This is a genomic window from Streptomyces coacervatus (genome assembly GCF_029223485.1).
Taxonomy (GTDB): Bacteria; Actinomycetota; Actinomycetes; order Streptomycetales; family Streptomycetaceae; genus Streptomyces; species Streptomyces coacervatus.
In genome coordinates this window covers 1-15,791 of record NZ_JARHTP010000012.1, presented here as the reverse complement: position 1 = coordinate 15,791, position 15,791 = coordinate 1, and the positions used below count along the sequence as shown (strand labels likewise).

Sequence of the window (15,791 nt, the reverse complement as noted above, 5' to 3'; positions counted from 1 at the left end):
GCCTGTGTGCGGGGGATGGTTCACGGGATGATGTCTTCCCAGTCGGAGGCGTTGGGGCTGATCGTGATCCGACGTCGGGTCTCCCAGCGGGTGGTGTGCTCGGGCTGGAGTGCGTCGAAACTCACCGGCTGGTCCTGCACGGGTGTGGCCCCGTGTTGCGACGGCAGGGTCTGGAGCCAGGCCCAGGGCTTGCGTGTGGGGTCGGCGGTGCCGTCGGGGCCGGGCAGGAGCCGATGGTTGCGGAACGCTGTATCGAGGTCGCCGGCAACGGTCTTGAGGGTCAGAGTCCCGGATGGGGGACAGGACTTGCGGCCCAGCCACAACAGGTGCTGCGGGTGTTCCAGCGCGCGGGCCACGGACTGCAGGAGGGCCGCGTCATTGTGCTGGAGCCCTACCAGGAAGGTGGCGTCTGCGAGGTACCACCGCTCGGTGATGAGTGCGGAGCGGGTCAGTTCGCCGGAGACGAGCACGCCGGAGCGGGGGTCGGTCGCGATTCTTTTGGGGGCGCCGTACCAGCCGGTGAGCGTGTGGTGGCCGAAGTGGTCGCCGGTTGCGGCGTCGAGGCCGGCTGAGACGGCGGCGGCTCGTCGGTGGTCTGTGATGAGGTCGCGGGGACGCAGTGGGTAGGTCCCGGCGCCGACGGTGTGGTAGTCCCGGACGGGGACGCCGGGGTGGTCAGCGCGCACTCCGAAGAGGCTCCGGGCCAGTTCACCCAGCACAGTCAGCTTCGCCTGGTCCTTATCGTCGGTGAGCCTGTCCGGTTGCTTGAGGCCCATGCTTCTGGGCAGGCCGAGGGCGGCTGCGCACATTCCGATTACTGCCGATTTGGTGGGTCGGCTGTGTGAGTCGCGGCGCGCAGGGAAACGGCTGGCCGTGCCCCACGATTGCAGGGGTCCAGCTAGCCGGATGAGCAGCACGTGCGTCATGGCGTCAGGTCCTCGATGGTGTTCACCCGGGTCGCTTCGGGGACGTCCAGGCTGTCGAGGAGTACGTCGATCTGAGGGTCGTAGGTGAGCAGGCGGGCCGTGCGGATGTCGGGGCGGCGTTGGCCGATGAACGCGTGGTGGTGGAGCAGCCGTTTTACGCCGGCCGGTCCGGCTGGTCCTTCGCCGCCCTTGTCTTCTGGGTTTTCGTCGACGGGTTTTTGGAATGCGGCCGCGTAGTTGTAGGGGCGTTCGCCTTCGAAGGCCAGGACGAGGGCGGGCAGGGAGCCGGTGGAGGCGGTGGAGTTCTTCTTCGCTTCGGGGAACGCCTCGACGAATGCGGTGACGAACTCCTCTTCCGCGGCGATTGCGGCCTCTGCCGCTTCCTCCGGGGTCATGCCGGCGGCTTGGAGGTTGGTCTTCAGCTGGCGGCGGTCGAGTACGGCGTGCCGGTAGAAGGTGCCGGAGATGAGGGACTGGTAGCCGGTCATGCCTGCGCCGGCGTCATCGGCGGCATCCAGGAAGTCGAGCGCGTTCTTCTTGCGCTCAAGCTTGGCGTCGTCGGCTGCGGCGTAGAAGTCGTCGACTTGTTCGGCTTCTTGGATGGTGAAGGCGTGTGCGCTCTGGACGGCGCCGTCCACGTTGGGTGACTCGGCGATCTCGGCGAGGAACCTGCCGTACAGTGCGATGTCGATGGCGTCGCGTGGGGCAAGTGCGGTGAGAGCCGCGGTGCGCGACTCCTTGGGCAGCGGAGGCAGGCTCTTGGCGTCGGTGGCCTCGGCGTCTGCGTTCTCAGCATCTTCGGGCGCCGTGCGAGCGCCCCGCTTCGGCTTCGCCAGGGCACTTTGTGCGGCGAGATATTCATCCCGCCATGCGCGTAGCGGCTCGGCCTGTGCCGCAATGTGGGCGGCGATCCGCTCGCCGGTGTCGGCGGGGGCGAACAGGAGGACCTTGGTGAGGTTGGCGACGGTCTTCTTGGCCGGGTCACCGAACTTCAGACCTGTCGCTTCCAGGACGGCCCGTGCCGTGATGAGGGCCTCGTCCTTCTCCCAGCCGTGCGCGGTTTCCAACTCGCGCGCGGTCAGTAGCGCCCACTCTCGGGTGCGCAGCCCGGTTGTGCGCCCGGCCAGGGGGCCGACCCCGGCGTTGGCCCGGTTACGGGTGTGCACCCGTTCTGCCCGGCGCCGCGCCTGGCTCGTGATCATGTGCCGTTCCGCGCCGCCATACACGATGGTCTTCGGGGAACCGTTCTCATCGCGTACCGGCAAGACCGCGACAAGCGTCTCCAACAGGTGGAGAGACAGGAACTGGCCGCGTTCAGCGGTGCTTTTGGTCACGTGCTGCTGCCCTTCTGGGAGGTCTTGCGGCCTTCGCCGGCCGGAGCGTGGAAGTCGACCGCCCAGCTGTAGGCGATGCGGGCCTTCCGGTCGTTCCACAGGTCAAGATCGATAACGAGGTCTGTCCAGGACGGAGGCTGCTGTTCGCAGGCACGGAGCCGGGTGATGGCGTGCTGGAGGTGGCGCCAGGGGATGCGCCGGCTGGCCACGATCCGGTCTACCAGTCGTACTGCTCCAGGGTCCTCGGGCCCTCGACCGCCGGGCCGACCGATTCTTCGGGCCGCTGAGCCGAGGCTGCCGAAGCCCCGTGTTGGCCGTCCCACCCCCCGGTGGTACACGGCGAACAGGAAGGCGACCTGTTCGTAGATCTCTCGGCTGTCCTCGCGTGGGGCGTACCAGCCTGCCTGGATGCTCGTGGCGGTACCGGCCGTGACGCGGCGAAGCTGGGCGAGGTCGCCGTACTGACGGTTGTGCACCAACGAGGCGAGCCAGTCCGTCAGTTGGGCTGCGCCTTCCTGCGTGGTCTGCCGCCCGGGTACGCTGGTCATGATTCTCCGTCCTTGAACGCCGTGAGGTCGGCCGGTGCCCGGGGGCTGGTGAGTTCGCTCGTGAAACGCCTCAGGGCAGCAGCGCGGGCGCGCAGGCCTTGTCCGTTCTTCGGCAGCGAGTCCAGGCGTTTCCCCAGGAAATCCCGTGCCATCTCGACGAGCCACTCCACATATCCGGGCATGCAGTCGGTGACCATCGCTCCGTCGACCACGTCCAACAGCAGGGTGTGGAAGGGCTCTTCGGTCGCTTTCCACTGCTCGCCGCGGGCGTCGAAGCGGGCGAGTTGCGCCTTCTTGTCGCTGGGCTTGGGGTTGGGATACATGATCTCCCAGGCCGCATACGCCGCCCGGTCCAAGCTGCGCGCGATGTGCTCCGCCACCTGGGAACCGCGCAGTGACGTCTGGTAGAGGACCGGGGCCAGGCCCGGGGCGAAAGGGAAGACGCTGGTGACCCAGCCGATGGGGGTGGTCTTGTTGGACAGGAGTCCGACCGCCAGCAGGTCGAAGGGATGCCGATCGGCTCCTTTTTGCTTGGGCAGTCTCGCCAGACGCGCATACAGCCCGCCCGACTCCGTCTCCACCGCGGCATAGAGGGCATGCGCCTCGCGCCACAGGTCACGGGTGGCGGACGGCCATAGGGGCTTCTTCTCCCCGGTGCGCGTGACGGACATGACGGCGTCCTGGAGGTGCACCTCCGCATCCAAGTCCAGAAGTTCACCGGCCCCGATCAACACCCGGTCGACGACGGCTTGATCGCCGTCGAGTCCGGCCCTCGGCCGCATCAGCACGGAACGGCCCAGGTAGCTGTGCAGGTCCGCAAAGCCTCGTACAGCACGGGCCGGTGGCTTGGCCTTAAAACCCCTGCGCTCAATCGGGCCCTGGGTCCAGGTCAGGTTAAGGACGCGAGGGTCGTCTGTGGTTGGCACCAGATTCAGGCGCAGGGTGTCGCCCAGAGTTCGGCCCACGGCGAGGACGCGGATCCGGCCGCCGAGGCGTCCGGTGGCCAGGTTGGTGATGGCGGGCCCGAGGGTCGCCTTGCCCGAGATTCGGGCACGGCCGGAGAGACCGAAGGCGTGTTGGGTCAACATGGCTCGGAAGGCTTTGGCCGCTGGCAGTGGATCGGGATGTTCGAGATGGTGGTGATCGGCGAACTGGTTGTAGTCCCCGGCACGTTCAATGACCAGTTGAGCAGGCCCCGTGCCGTGCTCCTCGAGGAATGTTGCGAGGAGGGCGTTCTGCCCCAAGGGCTTTTCGGGGTGGAACAGGTCCCAGTCCTCGTCCGGTTGGCTTTCCAACCACGACGCAACCGCGCCCAACGGGTAGGGCTCCTCGACCCATTGCTGCCACTGCTCTGTGGATGTGGGGTAAGTACCAGAGGTGTAGCAGAGGGCGAGCAGGAACTCGACGAGCGCGATCTTCTCTCCGGGGGTGTCGCCGTCGATGTCCGCCGTCTTCTCGGCCTGGGTGAATAGCTCCGCCAGGTTCCGTTCCAACACCTCGCCGTCCAGTGACAGGGCCCGCGCGCACTGGTGTTCGCGGGGGTCCCAACGAGGGCGCGTGCTCGTGCCGTGGGACGGGGGTAAATCAGCCAGGTGCATGGCGTGTGACCTCGGTGTCTCGCGGATGTCCACCTGAAGGGGCAAGAAAGTAGCAGGCGTTCGGGGCGGGGGCCGAAGGGTTGCGCGAAGCAGCGTGTTCTGATCAAAAGCCTCCGTAAACGCGGCTGGTCTGCAACAAGGACTCACGACAGGTCGCGGGCCACCGGGACTTCCATCCCCGCAAACGCGGGGAAACGGTTGAGGCGTGTGTGCCAACGAACGCCACCGACGGTTCATCCCTGCTCGTGCAGGAGGCATGCCAACTCACGGACGACGGCTTCCGGTATCGTCCGAGTAGCACCCCGAGCTGCCATGGTTGGGACGCCTTGACTCTTCAGCAGTGCCAGGCTGGCCGTGGCCACAGACGGTCTCTCCCGGCAGGTCCAATGCCGGGAGAGACCTCTTCTACTTGAGTGCCATGAGACGTGCGATCGTCGTCGCGACGACAGCCTCAATCACCAGCCAGGCCAAGTCGCCTCTGCGTCTCCGTAACCACCTCCTCGCGTCGATCTGGCAGGTCCCCAGCCAGCGCCGTAAGTGATCGCTCACCGTCCGCCTTCCTCCTGCGCTCCGCTCTCTGGTCCGTGCCAGAAAGCGGAACAGCGGGAGGTCTTCTGAGCACCGCCAGAGCCAAGGCTGCCACGTCACGCCGAGGCGCGTCCTCGGTTCGATGGAACCGCCTGACACAAACTCCACCGAGTTCCACGTTCCACGTAACACACGCTACCGAGTTCGGCAGAGTCGACGGGGCGTCATGCTCGGGGTGCTCGTCGCAGCAGGAGGGCCAGGGTCGCCCGTGCGTCGCGGCGCCGTGCGGGGGTGCGCGAGACGACCGAGACGAGGGCGACGCTGAGTAGGGCTACCGAGTAGCTGAGGCCGGATGCGGCGGCCAGCGCCGCGACGTTGGTCAACAGTGCGGACATGATGAGGGGTTCCTCCCAGACAGGCTGCCAGCGGGTTCTCCGGCGGCGGGTGAGGCAGTTGTCCCGCGTCCGGTGAGTTTCCGGCGACTTCCGCGATGCCGGTCGAGCGGCGTTCGCCCTGCTCGTAGGCTGCTTAGAAAGTGTCCGGGGACTTTCCGACGAGGAGACGGATTGAGCGCCGAGAACACCCACGAACCTCAGAGCGCCGTCGAACGACTCGGCGCCTGCCTGAAGTCGCTGTACGACGAAGCACAGAAGGCAAGACCCGCATCGGTCACATACAGGCGAATGGCCGAAGAATTTGAGCTCCCCAGAGGCACGCTCGGTGGCTGGCTGCATGGGGTCTATGCGCCGTCAGAGGACAAACTTTGCAAGTACCGCGCGCTGATCGCTTATCTGGAAGAGCGTGCTGGACGGTCTCCTGTACGCACTGGGGGGTGGGATCGCCTCATCGCGAGCGCCATGGCGGAGAGCGACAGCAAGCAGCGTGTGGGGCGGCCCCCCAAGACGTCTCGCCCCCGACGCATGGCGCCCTTCCGCTTCAGCCACACCGCCGAGATGTACCGGCCTCAGGAGCTGACCGGCAGGGAGGCCGAATCCGAGCAGTTGCAGGCGCTGATCCGCAAGGAGGAGACGGGCTACCTGGCGCTTGTCGCGCCGCCCTGGGCTGGGAAGACCGCCTTCCTCGCCACCTTCGCGACGAATCACGCCGCGGAAGACATCGACCTCATCGCGTACTTCGTCCGGTGGAGGCACGGAACGGACAACGCAAGGGCTTTCACCAAGGTCATGGTGTCCAAGCTGAATGAGCACATCGGTGGGAAGCCAGTTCGAGCCGACACGGCCACCCTTCTTGCTTTGTACGAGGAGGCAGCTCGGAAGAGTGCCGGGCGTGGTCGGATCCTGCTCCTGATCATCGATGGCCTGGACGAGGACGCCGAGGCAGGCATCGGAAGAGAACCGAGCATTGCCTCACTACTGCCGCCACAGCTGTATCCGGGCCTCAGGGTCCTGGTCAGCCGTCGGTGGCACCCGCCCCTGCCCGGCGACGTGCCCGGCCACCACCCCTTACGCCGAGCCACGCAGATCCCCGGATTCCAGCCCTCCCCTCAAGCTGACGTGTTACGCAGCATCGCTCTCGACGATCTGGCCGAACTGTTCCGCGATTCCCGGGCGTGGGTCCACGAGATCATCGGTTTGCTGGCCCTGGCCAACGGTGGGCTCAGCCACCGGGACCTGGTCGACCTGGTGCGAATCGGCGGACATGCACACGCGCCGATTCGTTTCAATCTTGAGGACCTGCTACGCAGTGTGGCCGGCCGGGTGCTCGGCCCTGAGGACCTGGAGCCGGACACGTTCGTTCTGGCGCACGAGGCGCTGTACAGAACAGTCACGGACGAGCTCGGCCCCGAGATACTCACCCCGCTGGCCCAGCGCCTGCACACGTGGGCTGACAGCTACCGGGCCGACGGCTGGCCAGAGTCCACTCCCGTGTACCTGCTCCACCACTACCCAGAGTTCCTCAAGGAGACTGGCGAACTCGACCGCTGGGCCCATTTCGCGCTCGACCACCGTCGTCTGCTGCGCCTCGCCGAGCGGGGCCGTCCCGACGTCGCCCTGGCCTCGCTCGATCACGTCACCCAGGTGACACCCACACCATCTGTCCTGGCGGCAGCAGCTGCTTCTCGCTCGCTCCTGTCGCCACGGAACCCGCTGGTGCCGCGCGAGGTCCTGCGGATGCTGTGTTTGGTCGGCGATGTCACGCGTGCGCGTGCGCTCGCGCTGGCACCAACGGACGCTGCCTCCAAAGCCGTGCGCCTCCTTGAAGTCGTCAAAGGCTTCAAGACCATGAAGACCCAGAAAGCCGCCGATCAGGCAGCGGATCTGGCGCGTGAGGCCGCCGTATGGGCCCAACGGGCATGGCAGCAGAACCTGGTGACTATGCCCTCGGCCGAGCCAGACACCGAGGCCGTCGTTTCCAGAACCGCCGTCGCACTCGCCGCCACGGGGCAGCCGGTCCCAGCTATCCACATGCTGAGGACGGTTGACATCTGCCGACCGGAACACGTCTCGTCAGCTGCCGAGGTAGCGGCTCTGCTAGGTGAGTCCGCCCCGGAGTTCGCGGCGTGGTTACTCGACGAGTTGACGTCCGAGGCGGAATATCAGGCTGAATCCGGCGAGGGCAGCCCGGCCTTCGCGATGCACATCTGGGCGGCCGTCGCTGGAGCCGACCCGGGACGTGCCGAGTCGGCCCGCCGCAAGATCAGGGAACTCTCCCGAGAGCCAGGCGAAGAATCCGCGAGTCCGGAAGCATCAGACGGTTCCGCTCTTCCTGGCCCTGGGCTCCCCGAGGCCTTTCCTGCCGATGCCTCAGCAGCCGAGGCCGGGAACGCTCTGCTTGACGAACTCCACGGGACGCCAACCGGGGTGGAACAAGAGCTACTTGCTGTCGGGGAGGCGCCCGAGAAGATACGCACTCTGCTCACTGAAGCGAATGAAAGAGAGCAACTGATCAGGGACATGGAGCGTCTGTCGGCCGTTGGCGACAGCGCCCAACTGCACAGCTGCCTTGACCAGTTCATGAAGGCGACCGCGAGGCGGAGCCCCGCAACAGACTGGCTGCCCTTCCTGTCGCAAGCCCTCGCGGATGCCTGCAACGACGTTGACACCAATCTCCTCTCCCGCCTGCGAGGCATGCTGCCTGACACAGACATGCATATACGGGTTCTGACCTCGGCAGCCCTGGTGCATGCGGACGCGGGCCAGCACGACGAAGCACTGCGGTGCGCTGCATTGGCGGCGGAAATGGCGGAGCCCATGACGGCTCCCGGGCCGCCCGAGACGTTAACCATTGCCCAGGTGTTCGCGCACCTGGGCGATGCCGAACAGGCTGCCCAGTGGGCGTCCCCACCCCACGGGCGTCGGCCAATCGGTAAGGCAGGCATCTGCTACCGGCGCACGGCCCTGGCCGTTGAAATGGGCCTCGCCCCGAATGCCACCATGACCAGAATCCTCAACAACAATCCGTCGCTGATCGGATTCAGCGCAGCTGGAAAGGAGTTATTGGCCGCCCTGAGCCGCATAGTTGCCGGAGCCCACACAGACGCTCAGATCACCTCCCTGAAAGGCATCGCACGCGCTCGACTCGACACGGAGCCACTGATCGCCACTGGCCTCTCACTGCTCTACGCTGTGCACGGCGACACCGAGCGCGCCGCCGACCTGACCGCCGCACTGCCGGACGCTGCCGCCCGAGGAGTGGCACAAGCGACCCTGGCCGGATACCTGGCCGGCATCCCCGCGTACCTGGACGTGACCGCCGACGAGGATCTCTGGACACTGTCCGTACTCCGAGTCCTCGCCCACCATGCCCATCCGTCCGGTCCTGGCCACGACGCGACTGTGCAAACTCTCGTCAACGAAGCTCTCGGAACCAGCAGTTGGTACTGGGCCCTGCCGGTGCTCAGCCGCGAGATCCCCGAAACGTTGCATAGAATCGTCAACATCCTCGACCAGCATCACCAGGCGCGGCAGTTGAGATGGTGAACGCCTCCAGTCCCGTCGCCTCGGTATTCAACGCCCACTCTCCGCGCATGCCGTGGTGTTCCCTATCTCGGCTGGCAGGAACAGGGAGTCGGCAAGTGCCCCCCCGCACCCGCCGGATTGGTCCCAAGGGCGAGTAGCAGCCCTATGGCCACCACTTGTGCTCCCCGCGCCCGCGGGGATGGTCCCGAGCCGGTCGGTCTGGGGCCAGGCCCGAAAGTCTGCTCCCCGCACCCGCGGGGTTGGTCCCTGGGTCGGCGCGCTGGACTGGCCGACCGCCGTCTGCTCCCTGCACCCGTGGGGATGGTCCCGAGCGGTGGATGGTGGACCAGGACGAGGTGGGCTGCTCCCCGCACCCGCGGGGATGCTCCCTTCACGTACTGGCCGCGGGGCAGCAGCGCGCCGTGCTCCCTGCACCCGCGGGGATGGTCCCCACCAGTAACAGGGGATGCTGATCTATGAGTTGTGCTCCCCACACGCGCGGGGTTGGTCCCGTGTCGATGTCCGCGCCGAGGACGCCGGGCTTCTGCTCCCCGCGCCCGCGGGGTTGGTCCCGACGACTGCATGGGTCCCGTCCCGCTCGGCGAGTGCTCCCTGCACCCGCGGGGATGGTCCTCCGTGCGACACGGTCGCCAGCGCCGCCGGGGACTGCTCCCCGCACCCGCGGGGATGGTCCCGCCGCCGGAACGCCCCTCGTCCCGGCCGAGGACTGCTCCCCGCGCCCGCGGGGTTGGTCCCGAGAGCACGGTGACCGGCCTGCTCAAGCTCTAGTGGACCCCGCACAGACGAGGATGGTCCCGCGGTTATTGACGCGGCCGACGCGTGCGTCGTGTGGTCCCCGCGCCCGCTCGGTTGGTCCCCAAGATTGAACTGTTCGGCCGGCGGCAACCGGGGGGTCCCCGCACCCGCGGGGTTGGTCCAGACCCTTGGGATCTCGTGTGGCGAACAAGGCTGCTCCCCGCACCTGCGGGGTTGGCCCCTTCACGGTGGTGTCGGTCTCGCTGGACCACCTCCGCTCCCCGCACCCGCGGGGTTGGTCCCTACCTGGAGACCGGGCTGAGGAACGGGGCGCCCTGCTCCCCGCACCCGCGGGGTTGGTCCAGGCATCATCGTCAGGAACGCGATGATGATTGCGTGCTCCCCGCACCCGCGGGGTTGGTCCCTGGCCCGTGCTGAGGGGGCCGCCCGTCGAGGTGTGCTCCCCGCATCCGCGGGATTGGTCCCCACGGACTGGACGCCAGCGCCTGGCGGCACACGTGCTCCCCGCACCCGGGGGTGGTCCCTCGACCTCGCGCGCCCCGGCGGGCTGGCTGATGTGCTCCCTGCACCCGCGGGGTTGGTCCCGCGGCCGTCACGGTGGGGTCGACGGTCCATCCGTGCTCCCGCACCCGCGGGGTTGGCCCCACCATCGCAGGCAAGATCTCCTCGAAGATCACGTGCTCCCCGCACCCGCGGGGATGGTCCCGAGTCGACGGCCGCCTGGTCTTAGTCGGTGATGTGCTCCCCGCACCTGCGGGGTTGGTCCCAGCCCCCGCCACGAGGGCGAGTTGCATGCGGCGTGCTCCCCGCACCCGCGGGGTTGGTCCCTGGCCGCGGCCGCCTGCGCAGAGCCGAGGTCCCTGCTCCCCGCACCCACGGGGTTGGTCCCGCGGAGAAGTGGGGTAAGTGGGACGACCGCGACTGCTCCCCGTACCCGCGGGGTTGGTCCCATGGCATCGGCCGCACGCCACCTTGCCGACGCCTGCTCCCCGCACCCGCGGAGATGGTCCCCACCATCGGGCGCTCGTCACGTGTCTGCCGATGTGCTCTCCGCACCCGCGGGGATGGTCCCTCGCGAAGATCAAGCGCGACGGCATGCCCGAGCTGCTCCCCGCACTCGCGGGGATGGTCCCCCGACGGACTGGGCGGTCGCCAGCGGGGTGGTCTGCTCCCCGCACCCGCGGGGTTGGTCCCGAGAAGACCGGTGCCTGGGAGCCGGCCGGGCGCTGCTCCCCGCACCTGCGGGGATGGTCCCTACAAACTGGTGCGCAGCCAGGTCAATCCGTCCTGCTCCCCGCAGCCGCGGGGGCGACCCCTGGAAGACCGTGCCGCTCTGCCAGGCGGTGACCTGCTCCCCGCACCCGCGGAGATGGTCCCACGCCTATGGTCTGGCCTGCGGCAGTCATGGCGTGCTCCCCGCACCCGCGGGGTTGGTCCCGCGGCTTTCAGCCCGGCCACCCCGCCGCCGGCCTGCTCCCCGCACCCGCGGGGATGGTCCCGCGTAGCGGGGCTGGTCTGAGACCGCGTCGGGCTGCTCCCGCACCCGCGGGGATGGTCCCCTGCTCAACGAGCCGGTCAACTACGACACCGTCTGCTCCCCGCACCCGCGGGGTTGGTCCCGACACCGTCCGCCTGGCCGAGAAGTGGATCGGCTGCTCCCCGTACCCGTGGGGTTGGTCCCCCGAGAGCTGGGATGGCCTGCGGGTCGGTGTCCTGCTCCCCGCACCCGCGGGGTTGGTCCCCACCCGGCAGCGGTGACCCGCGCCGACTTCAAGTGCTCCCCGCACCAGCGGGGTTGGTCCCAAGGCGGACGTCGACGAGGAACTCGTGGCGAAGTGCTCCCTGCACCCGCGGGGTTGGTCCCGCACAGTGGTACTTCTCCGCCGACATGCCGAAGTGCTCCCCGCACCCGCGGGGCTGGTCCCAACCCCCGCTCGGTCAAGGACGCCATCGCCTGGTGCTCCCCGCACCCGCGGGGTTGGTCCCGCCGAACGCCCTCCCAACGAGAGCACTGTGCTGTGCTGTCCGCACCCGCGGGGTCGACTGCTCCCCGCACCCGCGGGGATGGTCCCCACGAGCCGGTTCCGGTGGCTCTGCCCGGCCACTGCTCCCCGTACCCGCGGGGATGGTCCCCAGGAGACCGTCACCGTGTCCGCGGTCGGGGCGTGTTCCCCGCACCCGCAGGGACGGTCCCGAGTTCTGGCTCCAAGTCGACGGCGTGCAGAAGTGCTCCCCGCACCCGCGGGGTTGGTCCCGGCACCTGGGACAACGGGGCGGCCGAGGGAGGCTGCTCCCCGCACCCGCGGGATTGGTCCCTGGTCCCACGCGACGACCGGTGCGAGCATGTCCTGCTCCCCGCACCCGCGGGGATGGTCCCGCCATCAAGAAGCGCGCGAGCTGGCTCGGCGGCTGCTCCCCGCATCCGCGGGGATGGTCCCATCGGCAGCACTCCGCAGAAACGGAAAATCCTCTGCTTCCTGCATCTGCGGGGATGGTCCCTGGGCGGGGCAGCCGGGTGCGAGGAGGGCGCGCTGCTCCCCGCACCCGCGGGGATGGTCCCGAGATCCGTCGGCAGTGCCTGGACGTGCTGCGCTGCTTCCCGCACCCGCGGGGATGGTCCCCCCACCACCCAGGCCTGCCCGAAGTCGCACTTCTGCCTGAGTCGAGCACCTTGCGCACCCGGCAGGGGCGGGGAGGTCCCGCCCCTTTTCATCACATCAGCCGAGGTGGAGGGTGGTCAGGGCGCTGGTCCAGTCGGTGGCGATTGCCTTCTGCGCGGCCGCGAGCGCGATTTGGCCCTTGCAGACAGCGGTGTGCAGCTTCGTTTCCACCGGGTCCTTCTTGTTGTTCACCCCGGAACCCGAGCGGTGGCCGGGGTCGGCGGGTTCAACCCACAGATTGCGGTAGTCGTTGGGGTCGCCGCCCAGCTGCAGGCTGATGAGGTGGTCGTACTCGGCATCGCCCATGCGACCGGTGTAGCCGTAGGAGGCGGCGTTCAGCTTCTTTTCCTTGCCCGTCACGTACGCGGAGGGGCGGATGCCGGAGGTGTAGCCGCCCGTGCGGCAGATCGTCGACTTCAAATTCGCCTGGGTGACCGCCGGGGAGATCACGCCCGGCGTGCACTTCGGGTCCTCCAGAGGCTCGCCGTGCTCGTGGCGGTAGTGGCAGGAGCCCGCAGCCGGTTGCTGCTGCACCGTGTACTGCTTCTGCGGACCCGCCCCGACCGCGATCGCAGATCCCGAACTGCCGCCCTGAGAGCCCGTGCCAGACGGACCGGCGGCCGGGCTCCCGCCCCCTGACGCACCCGAGCTCGAGCCGCCAAGCGATGTAGGCGAGCAGCCGGCGAGCAGCAGGCACGTGAACACCACGGACGACGTGGTACGGCGGGTGCAACGCATAAGGGTGTAGCTCTCCTTGAGTGAGATCGTCGTGGTGGATTGTTGCTGCCGGGTGTCGTTTGTCGGATCGTAGTGTCCAGAGTTCGGAGCTGAGAGGCGGCGATGGCGTCGTGTCTGGAGGAACTGGAGCGGCGGGAGACGGCTTCACGGGATCGGATCGCTGAACTGCACTCACTCTTTATGTGCAGGACCGTACTCTGGGCGCGCATGCCGTGCTGTAAGGGATGCAGACGGCCACCCTGGGCAAGGAGGTGGGGTCCTTGTGGGGAGGGTTGTCCCCGAGCCGTCGGGGGGCCGTTGTCAGTGGCGGGCTTGTGGTCGTCATCGCGGGGTTGACCGCCACCGATTGGCCCCAGGGGAGTCTTCGGAGCTTTTGGAATCAGCATGCTTTTCTGGCTGGTTCGCTATCCTCGGTGCTCTTTCTGGCTCTTGGCGCGACGCTCGTCGAGGAGTGGATTGCGCGCCGCGACGAGGCTCGGCTGCGGCTGGTCATACTCGTGGCTTGTGGGGCGTTGGCGCGAGCACCTCTGGCTCAGCGGCGGGTGATGTGGTTCGCACTGAATGGCGGACACTTCCTTGAGGATGCCGACTTCCGACTCGATCGTGAATCGGCGGACCGGATCAGGGCGATTCTGACTCGCCACGGTCTTCCTGAGATCAAGGAGAACGATGCCATCAATGAGGTGGCGGTGCCGCCCGGGATGGCATCGCGGATCAGCGTGCTCGCCAACGATCCGGAGTGGGCCCAGACGGCATACGACCTGCTGCGAGGGTGCTCTCATGGAATCCGCGTAATCATGGCCAGGTGGGCGGCTCTACTGACCGGGACGGACAAGAGTGCGGCAATCCTTGAGGACATCGCCCTTCAGTCGGAGCAGTTGACGCAGGTCCAGGTCAGGCTGCTCCCTGTCGCGCGAGGGCGTGTGAGGGAATTCCAGCCCGGAGAGATCGATGAGCTGGGTGAACTGTGGCGGAGGGCATTCGCCAACTCCATCGCACTCGATGAGGCGTTGACGCAACTGAGCGGGAAGAGGGGGCCCGACTGGATCACCGACGGGCGGAATCTCCTCGAGGCCATGGATCTAGAGGCGCTCAGAACGCGGGATTCCGTGCCGGAAAGGCGATCCATGCGACTGTATACCTGACGAAGCTGGTAACAGCGAGCGTGCGGTTTCGGCACCTCAGGCTGATTCGCGCCGGCACGGCGGATGGTCATGGCTTGCCCTGGGCATCCTCGCGAAGGGGTGACGCGATGATTGTCCTTGAGCTGTTGCAGCACGTTCTGTCGCTGGTGATGGGTTCCCTTGCTTCGGTGGCCGGCGGGCTCGGGTTTTTGCTGCTTGCCTGCATGGGCGTGGGACTGCGGGCGAGGCGTACGGGGATCACGGCGGTGTCTGCCGTGGTGCTCTTGCTGATGAGCGTCTCTGCCTAGTCTCTCGCTGCACATTCTGTCGCCCTCCCGCGTTCGCAGGGGGTTCGGGAACGTGCGCATGAAGACCGGGAGGCTGTCGCACAACGTCCCCCTGGCAGTGGTCGAGAGCGATTCGTTGTTCGGTTCGAACCGTCGTGCAGGCTTCGGAATCTTGGCTGGGTGCCGCTCTTCTGCCGTGAGCTGGTGATGCCGTGCGCCGTTGCCGTTCGTGGTTGGACGGCGGATCGTCGTGTCCCAGGACGCGGTCTTGGAGGCGGCGATGGTGTCGTGGTTGGAGGAGCTCGATCGGCGGGCGGCTGCCGCGCGGGAGGAGATCGCCGAACTGCGGGACCGAATTGGGGAGTTGACCAGGCGTCTTGCTGAGCGGGAGGAGGTGCTGTCCCGGCTGGAGATCACGCGGGAGACGATGACCGAGATCCTGTCCGGTGACGAGACGGTCACGGTTGGCGGGGTGGAAGCGGACGCCGGCGGGGCGGGGGCTGTTGAGGAGTACCGCTCCGCGGCGGGATCGCCGGTCGGGGTGCGGCTGGTGCCGCAGTGGACGCCCGGGCTGGCGGTGAAGGTGCTGCCGGGTTCGTACCGGGACATCGTCGAGGTTCTCCAGGACGCGGTGCATCCGATGCGGGCGCATCACCTGTGTGCCGCGCTGGGGTTGTCGACGGACAAGAGCAAGGTGGAAGGCTTCCGGTCGAAGCTGAAGCGGCTGGTCGAGCGGGGCTGGCTGGCGGAGGAGGGGCCGGGACTGTTCACGCCGTGCCAGGCCCTGACAGCGGCCGGGGATGCGCCGGAGCAGGCGGAATCCTCCGCCGCGCGCCGCCGCGCCGGTGTGGGGTCGGGCCCTCGTCCCTAGCGTCGAAGGTGCCACCCATTCGTGCCCGGAAGCGAGAGCCCGATGAACGGAGCGTATGCGGCCACCACGACGGCTGACCCCTTTGACCACGTACTTTCTTTCCTCACTTCCCTTGTCGCCCGCCTCAGCGACCCCGGTGCGCTCGATGCGCCCCACGAGAAGACGGAGGCGGAAGTCGAGTGCGGCATGAGGGAGTTGGGCCGACTGCTTCTGCAGGGCCAACTCGATCTGCGGGCCCGGCGGGAGGAAGAACGACTGGCCGCCCTCGACGCCGGCGGGCGGGCCGCGCTGGCCGGGGGCCGCACCCGGCTGGAGAAGGGCCACCACCGCATGCTGGCCACCGTGATGGGGCTGGTGACCGTCACCCGGTGCGCCCTGCGCGCCCCGGGCCTGTCCAACTGCTACCCGGCCGATGCGGTACTCGGCCTGCCGCACGAGCGGCACAGCCTGGGCCTGCGCCGGCTGGCCGTGCTGGAGGCT

General features: G+C 68.0%; 10 protein-coding genes and 1 pseudogene. 5 read left to right on the top strand and 6 right to left on the bottom strand.

Annotated features, from left to right (window positions below; genetic code table 11):
* Window positions 1-20: 20 nt before the first annotated feature.
* The 5 genes from P2Q00_RS28105 to P2Q00_RS28085 form a co-directional block, all read right to left on the bottom strand.
* Complete coding sequence (locus P2Q00_RS28105) at window positions 21-926, bottom strand: type I-E CRISPR-associated protein Cas5/CasD (RefSeq protein ID WP_275775706.1); 906 nt, start codon at window positions 924-926, stop codon at window positions 21-23.
* Window positions 923-2,260 (bottom strand): type I-E CRISPR-associated protein Cas7/Cse4/CasC, encoded by a 1,338-nt coding sequence (locus tag P2Q00_RS28100; protein WP_275775705.1) that lies wholly within the window; start codon window positions 2,258-2,260, stop codon window positions 923-925. Before P2Q00_RS28100 ends, P2Q00_RS28105 begins: the two co-directional genes overlap by 4 nt.
* Window positions 2,257-2,808 carry a type I-E CRISPR-associated protein Cse2/CasB gene (casB, locus tag P2Q00_RS28095; RefSeq protein WP_275775704.1) on the bottom strand — a complete coding sequence of 184 codons (552 nt, stop codon included), beginning with the start codon at window positions 2,806-2,808 and terminating at the stop codon, window positions 2,257-2,259. Before casB ends, P2Q00_RS28100 begins: the two co-directional genes overlap by 4 nt.
* Entirely contained in the window at window positions 2,805-4,439 is a 1,635-nt protein-coding gene (locus P2Q00_RS28090; protein WP_275775703.1) for a type I-E CRISPR-associated protein Cse1/CasA, read from the bottom strand. Before P2Q00_RS28090 ends, casB begins: the two co-directional genes overlap by 4 nt.
* A gap of 719 nt (window positions 4,440-5,158) precedes the next feature.
* Window positions 5,159-5,329, bottom strand: a complete 171-nt coding sequence (locus P2Q00_RS28085; RefSeq protein WP_275775702.1) for a hypothetical protein — start codon at window positions 5,327-5,329, stop codon at window positions 5,159-5,161.
* 171 nt (window positions 5,330-5,500) lie between these two features.
* Between P2Q00_RS28085 and P2Q00_RS28080 the strand changes: the two genes are divergently transcribed.
* A complete protein-coding gene (locus P2Q00_RS28080; protein WP_275775701.1) occupies window positions 5,501-8,875 on the top strand; it encodes an amino acid adenylation domain-containing protein in 3,375 nt (1,124 codons plus the stop codon).
* A 3,473-nt stretch (window positions 8,876-12,348) separates the two neighbouring features.
* On the opposite strand, the gene P2Q00_RS28075 is transcribed toward P2Q00_RS28080, so the two are convergent.
* Window positions 12,349-13,029: a hypothetical protein gene (locus tag P2Q00_RS28075; protein ID WP_275775699.1), complete on the bottom strand. Its 681-nt coding sequence runs from the start codon at window positions 13,027-13,029 to the stop codon at window positions 12,349-12,351.
* Window positions 13,030-13,442: 413 nt separating this feature from the next.
* Between P2Q00_RS28075 and P2Q00_RS28070 the strand changes: the two genes are divergently transcribed.
* From P2Q00_RS28070 to P2Q00_RS28055, 4 genes and pseudogenes are all read left to right on the top strand, one after another.
* A complete protein-coding gene (locus P2Q00_RS28070; protein WP_275775698.1) occupies window positions 13,443-14,174 on the top strand; it encodes a hypothetical protein in 732 nt (243 codons plus the stop codon).
* 107 nt (window positions 14,175-14,281) lie between these two features.
* Window positions 14,282-14,461 (top strand): hypothetical protein, encoded by a 180-nt coding sequence (locus P2Q00_RS28065; protein WP_275775697.1) that lies wholly within the window; start codon window positions 14,282-14,284, stop codon window positions 14,459-14,461.
* 199 nt (window positions 14,462-14,660) lie between these two features.
* On the top strand, window positions 14,661-15,311 hold the full coding sequence (locus P2Q00_RS28060; RefSeq protein WP_439145904.1) for a hypothetical protein: 651 nt from the start codon (window positions 14,661-14,663) through the stop codon (window positions 15,309-15,311).
* Window positions 15,312-15,332: 21 nt separating this feature from the next.
* Window positions 15,333-15,791, top strand: a pseudogene (locus P2Q00_RS28055) (ISKra4 family transposase); the annotation flags it as partial.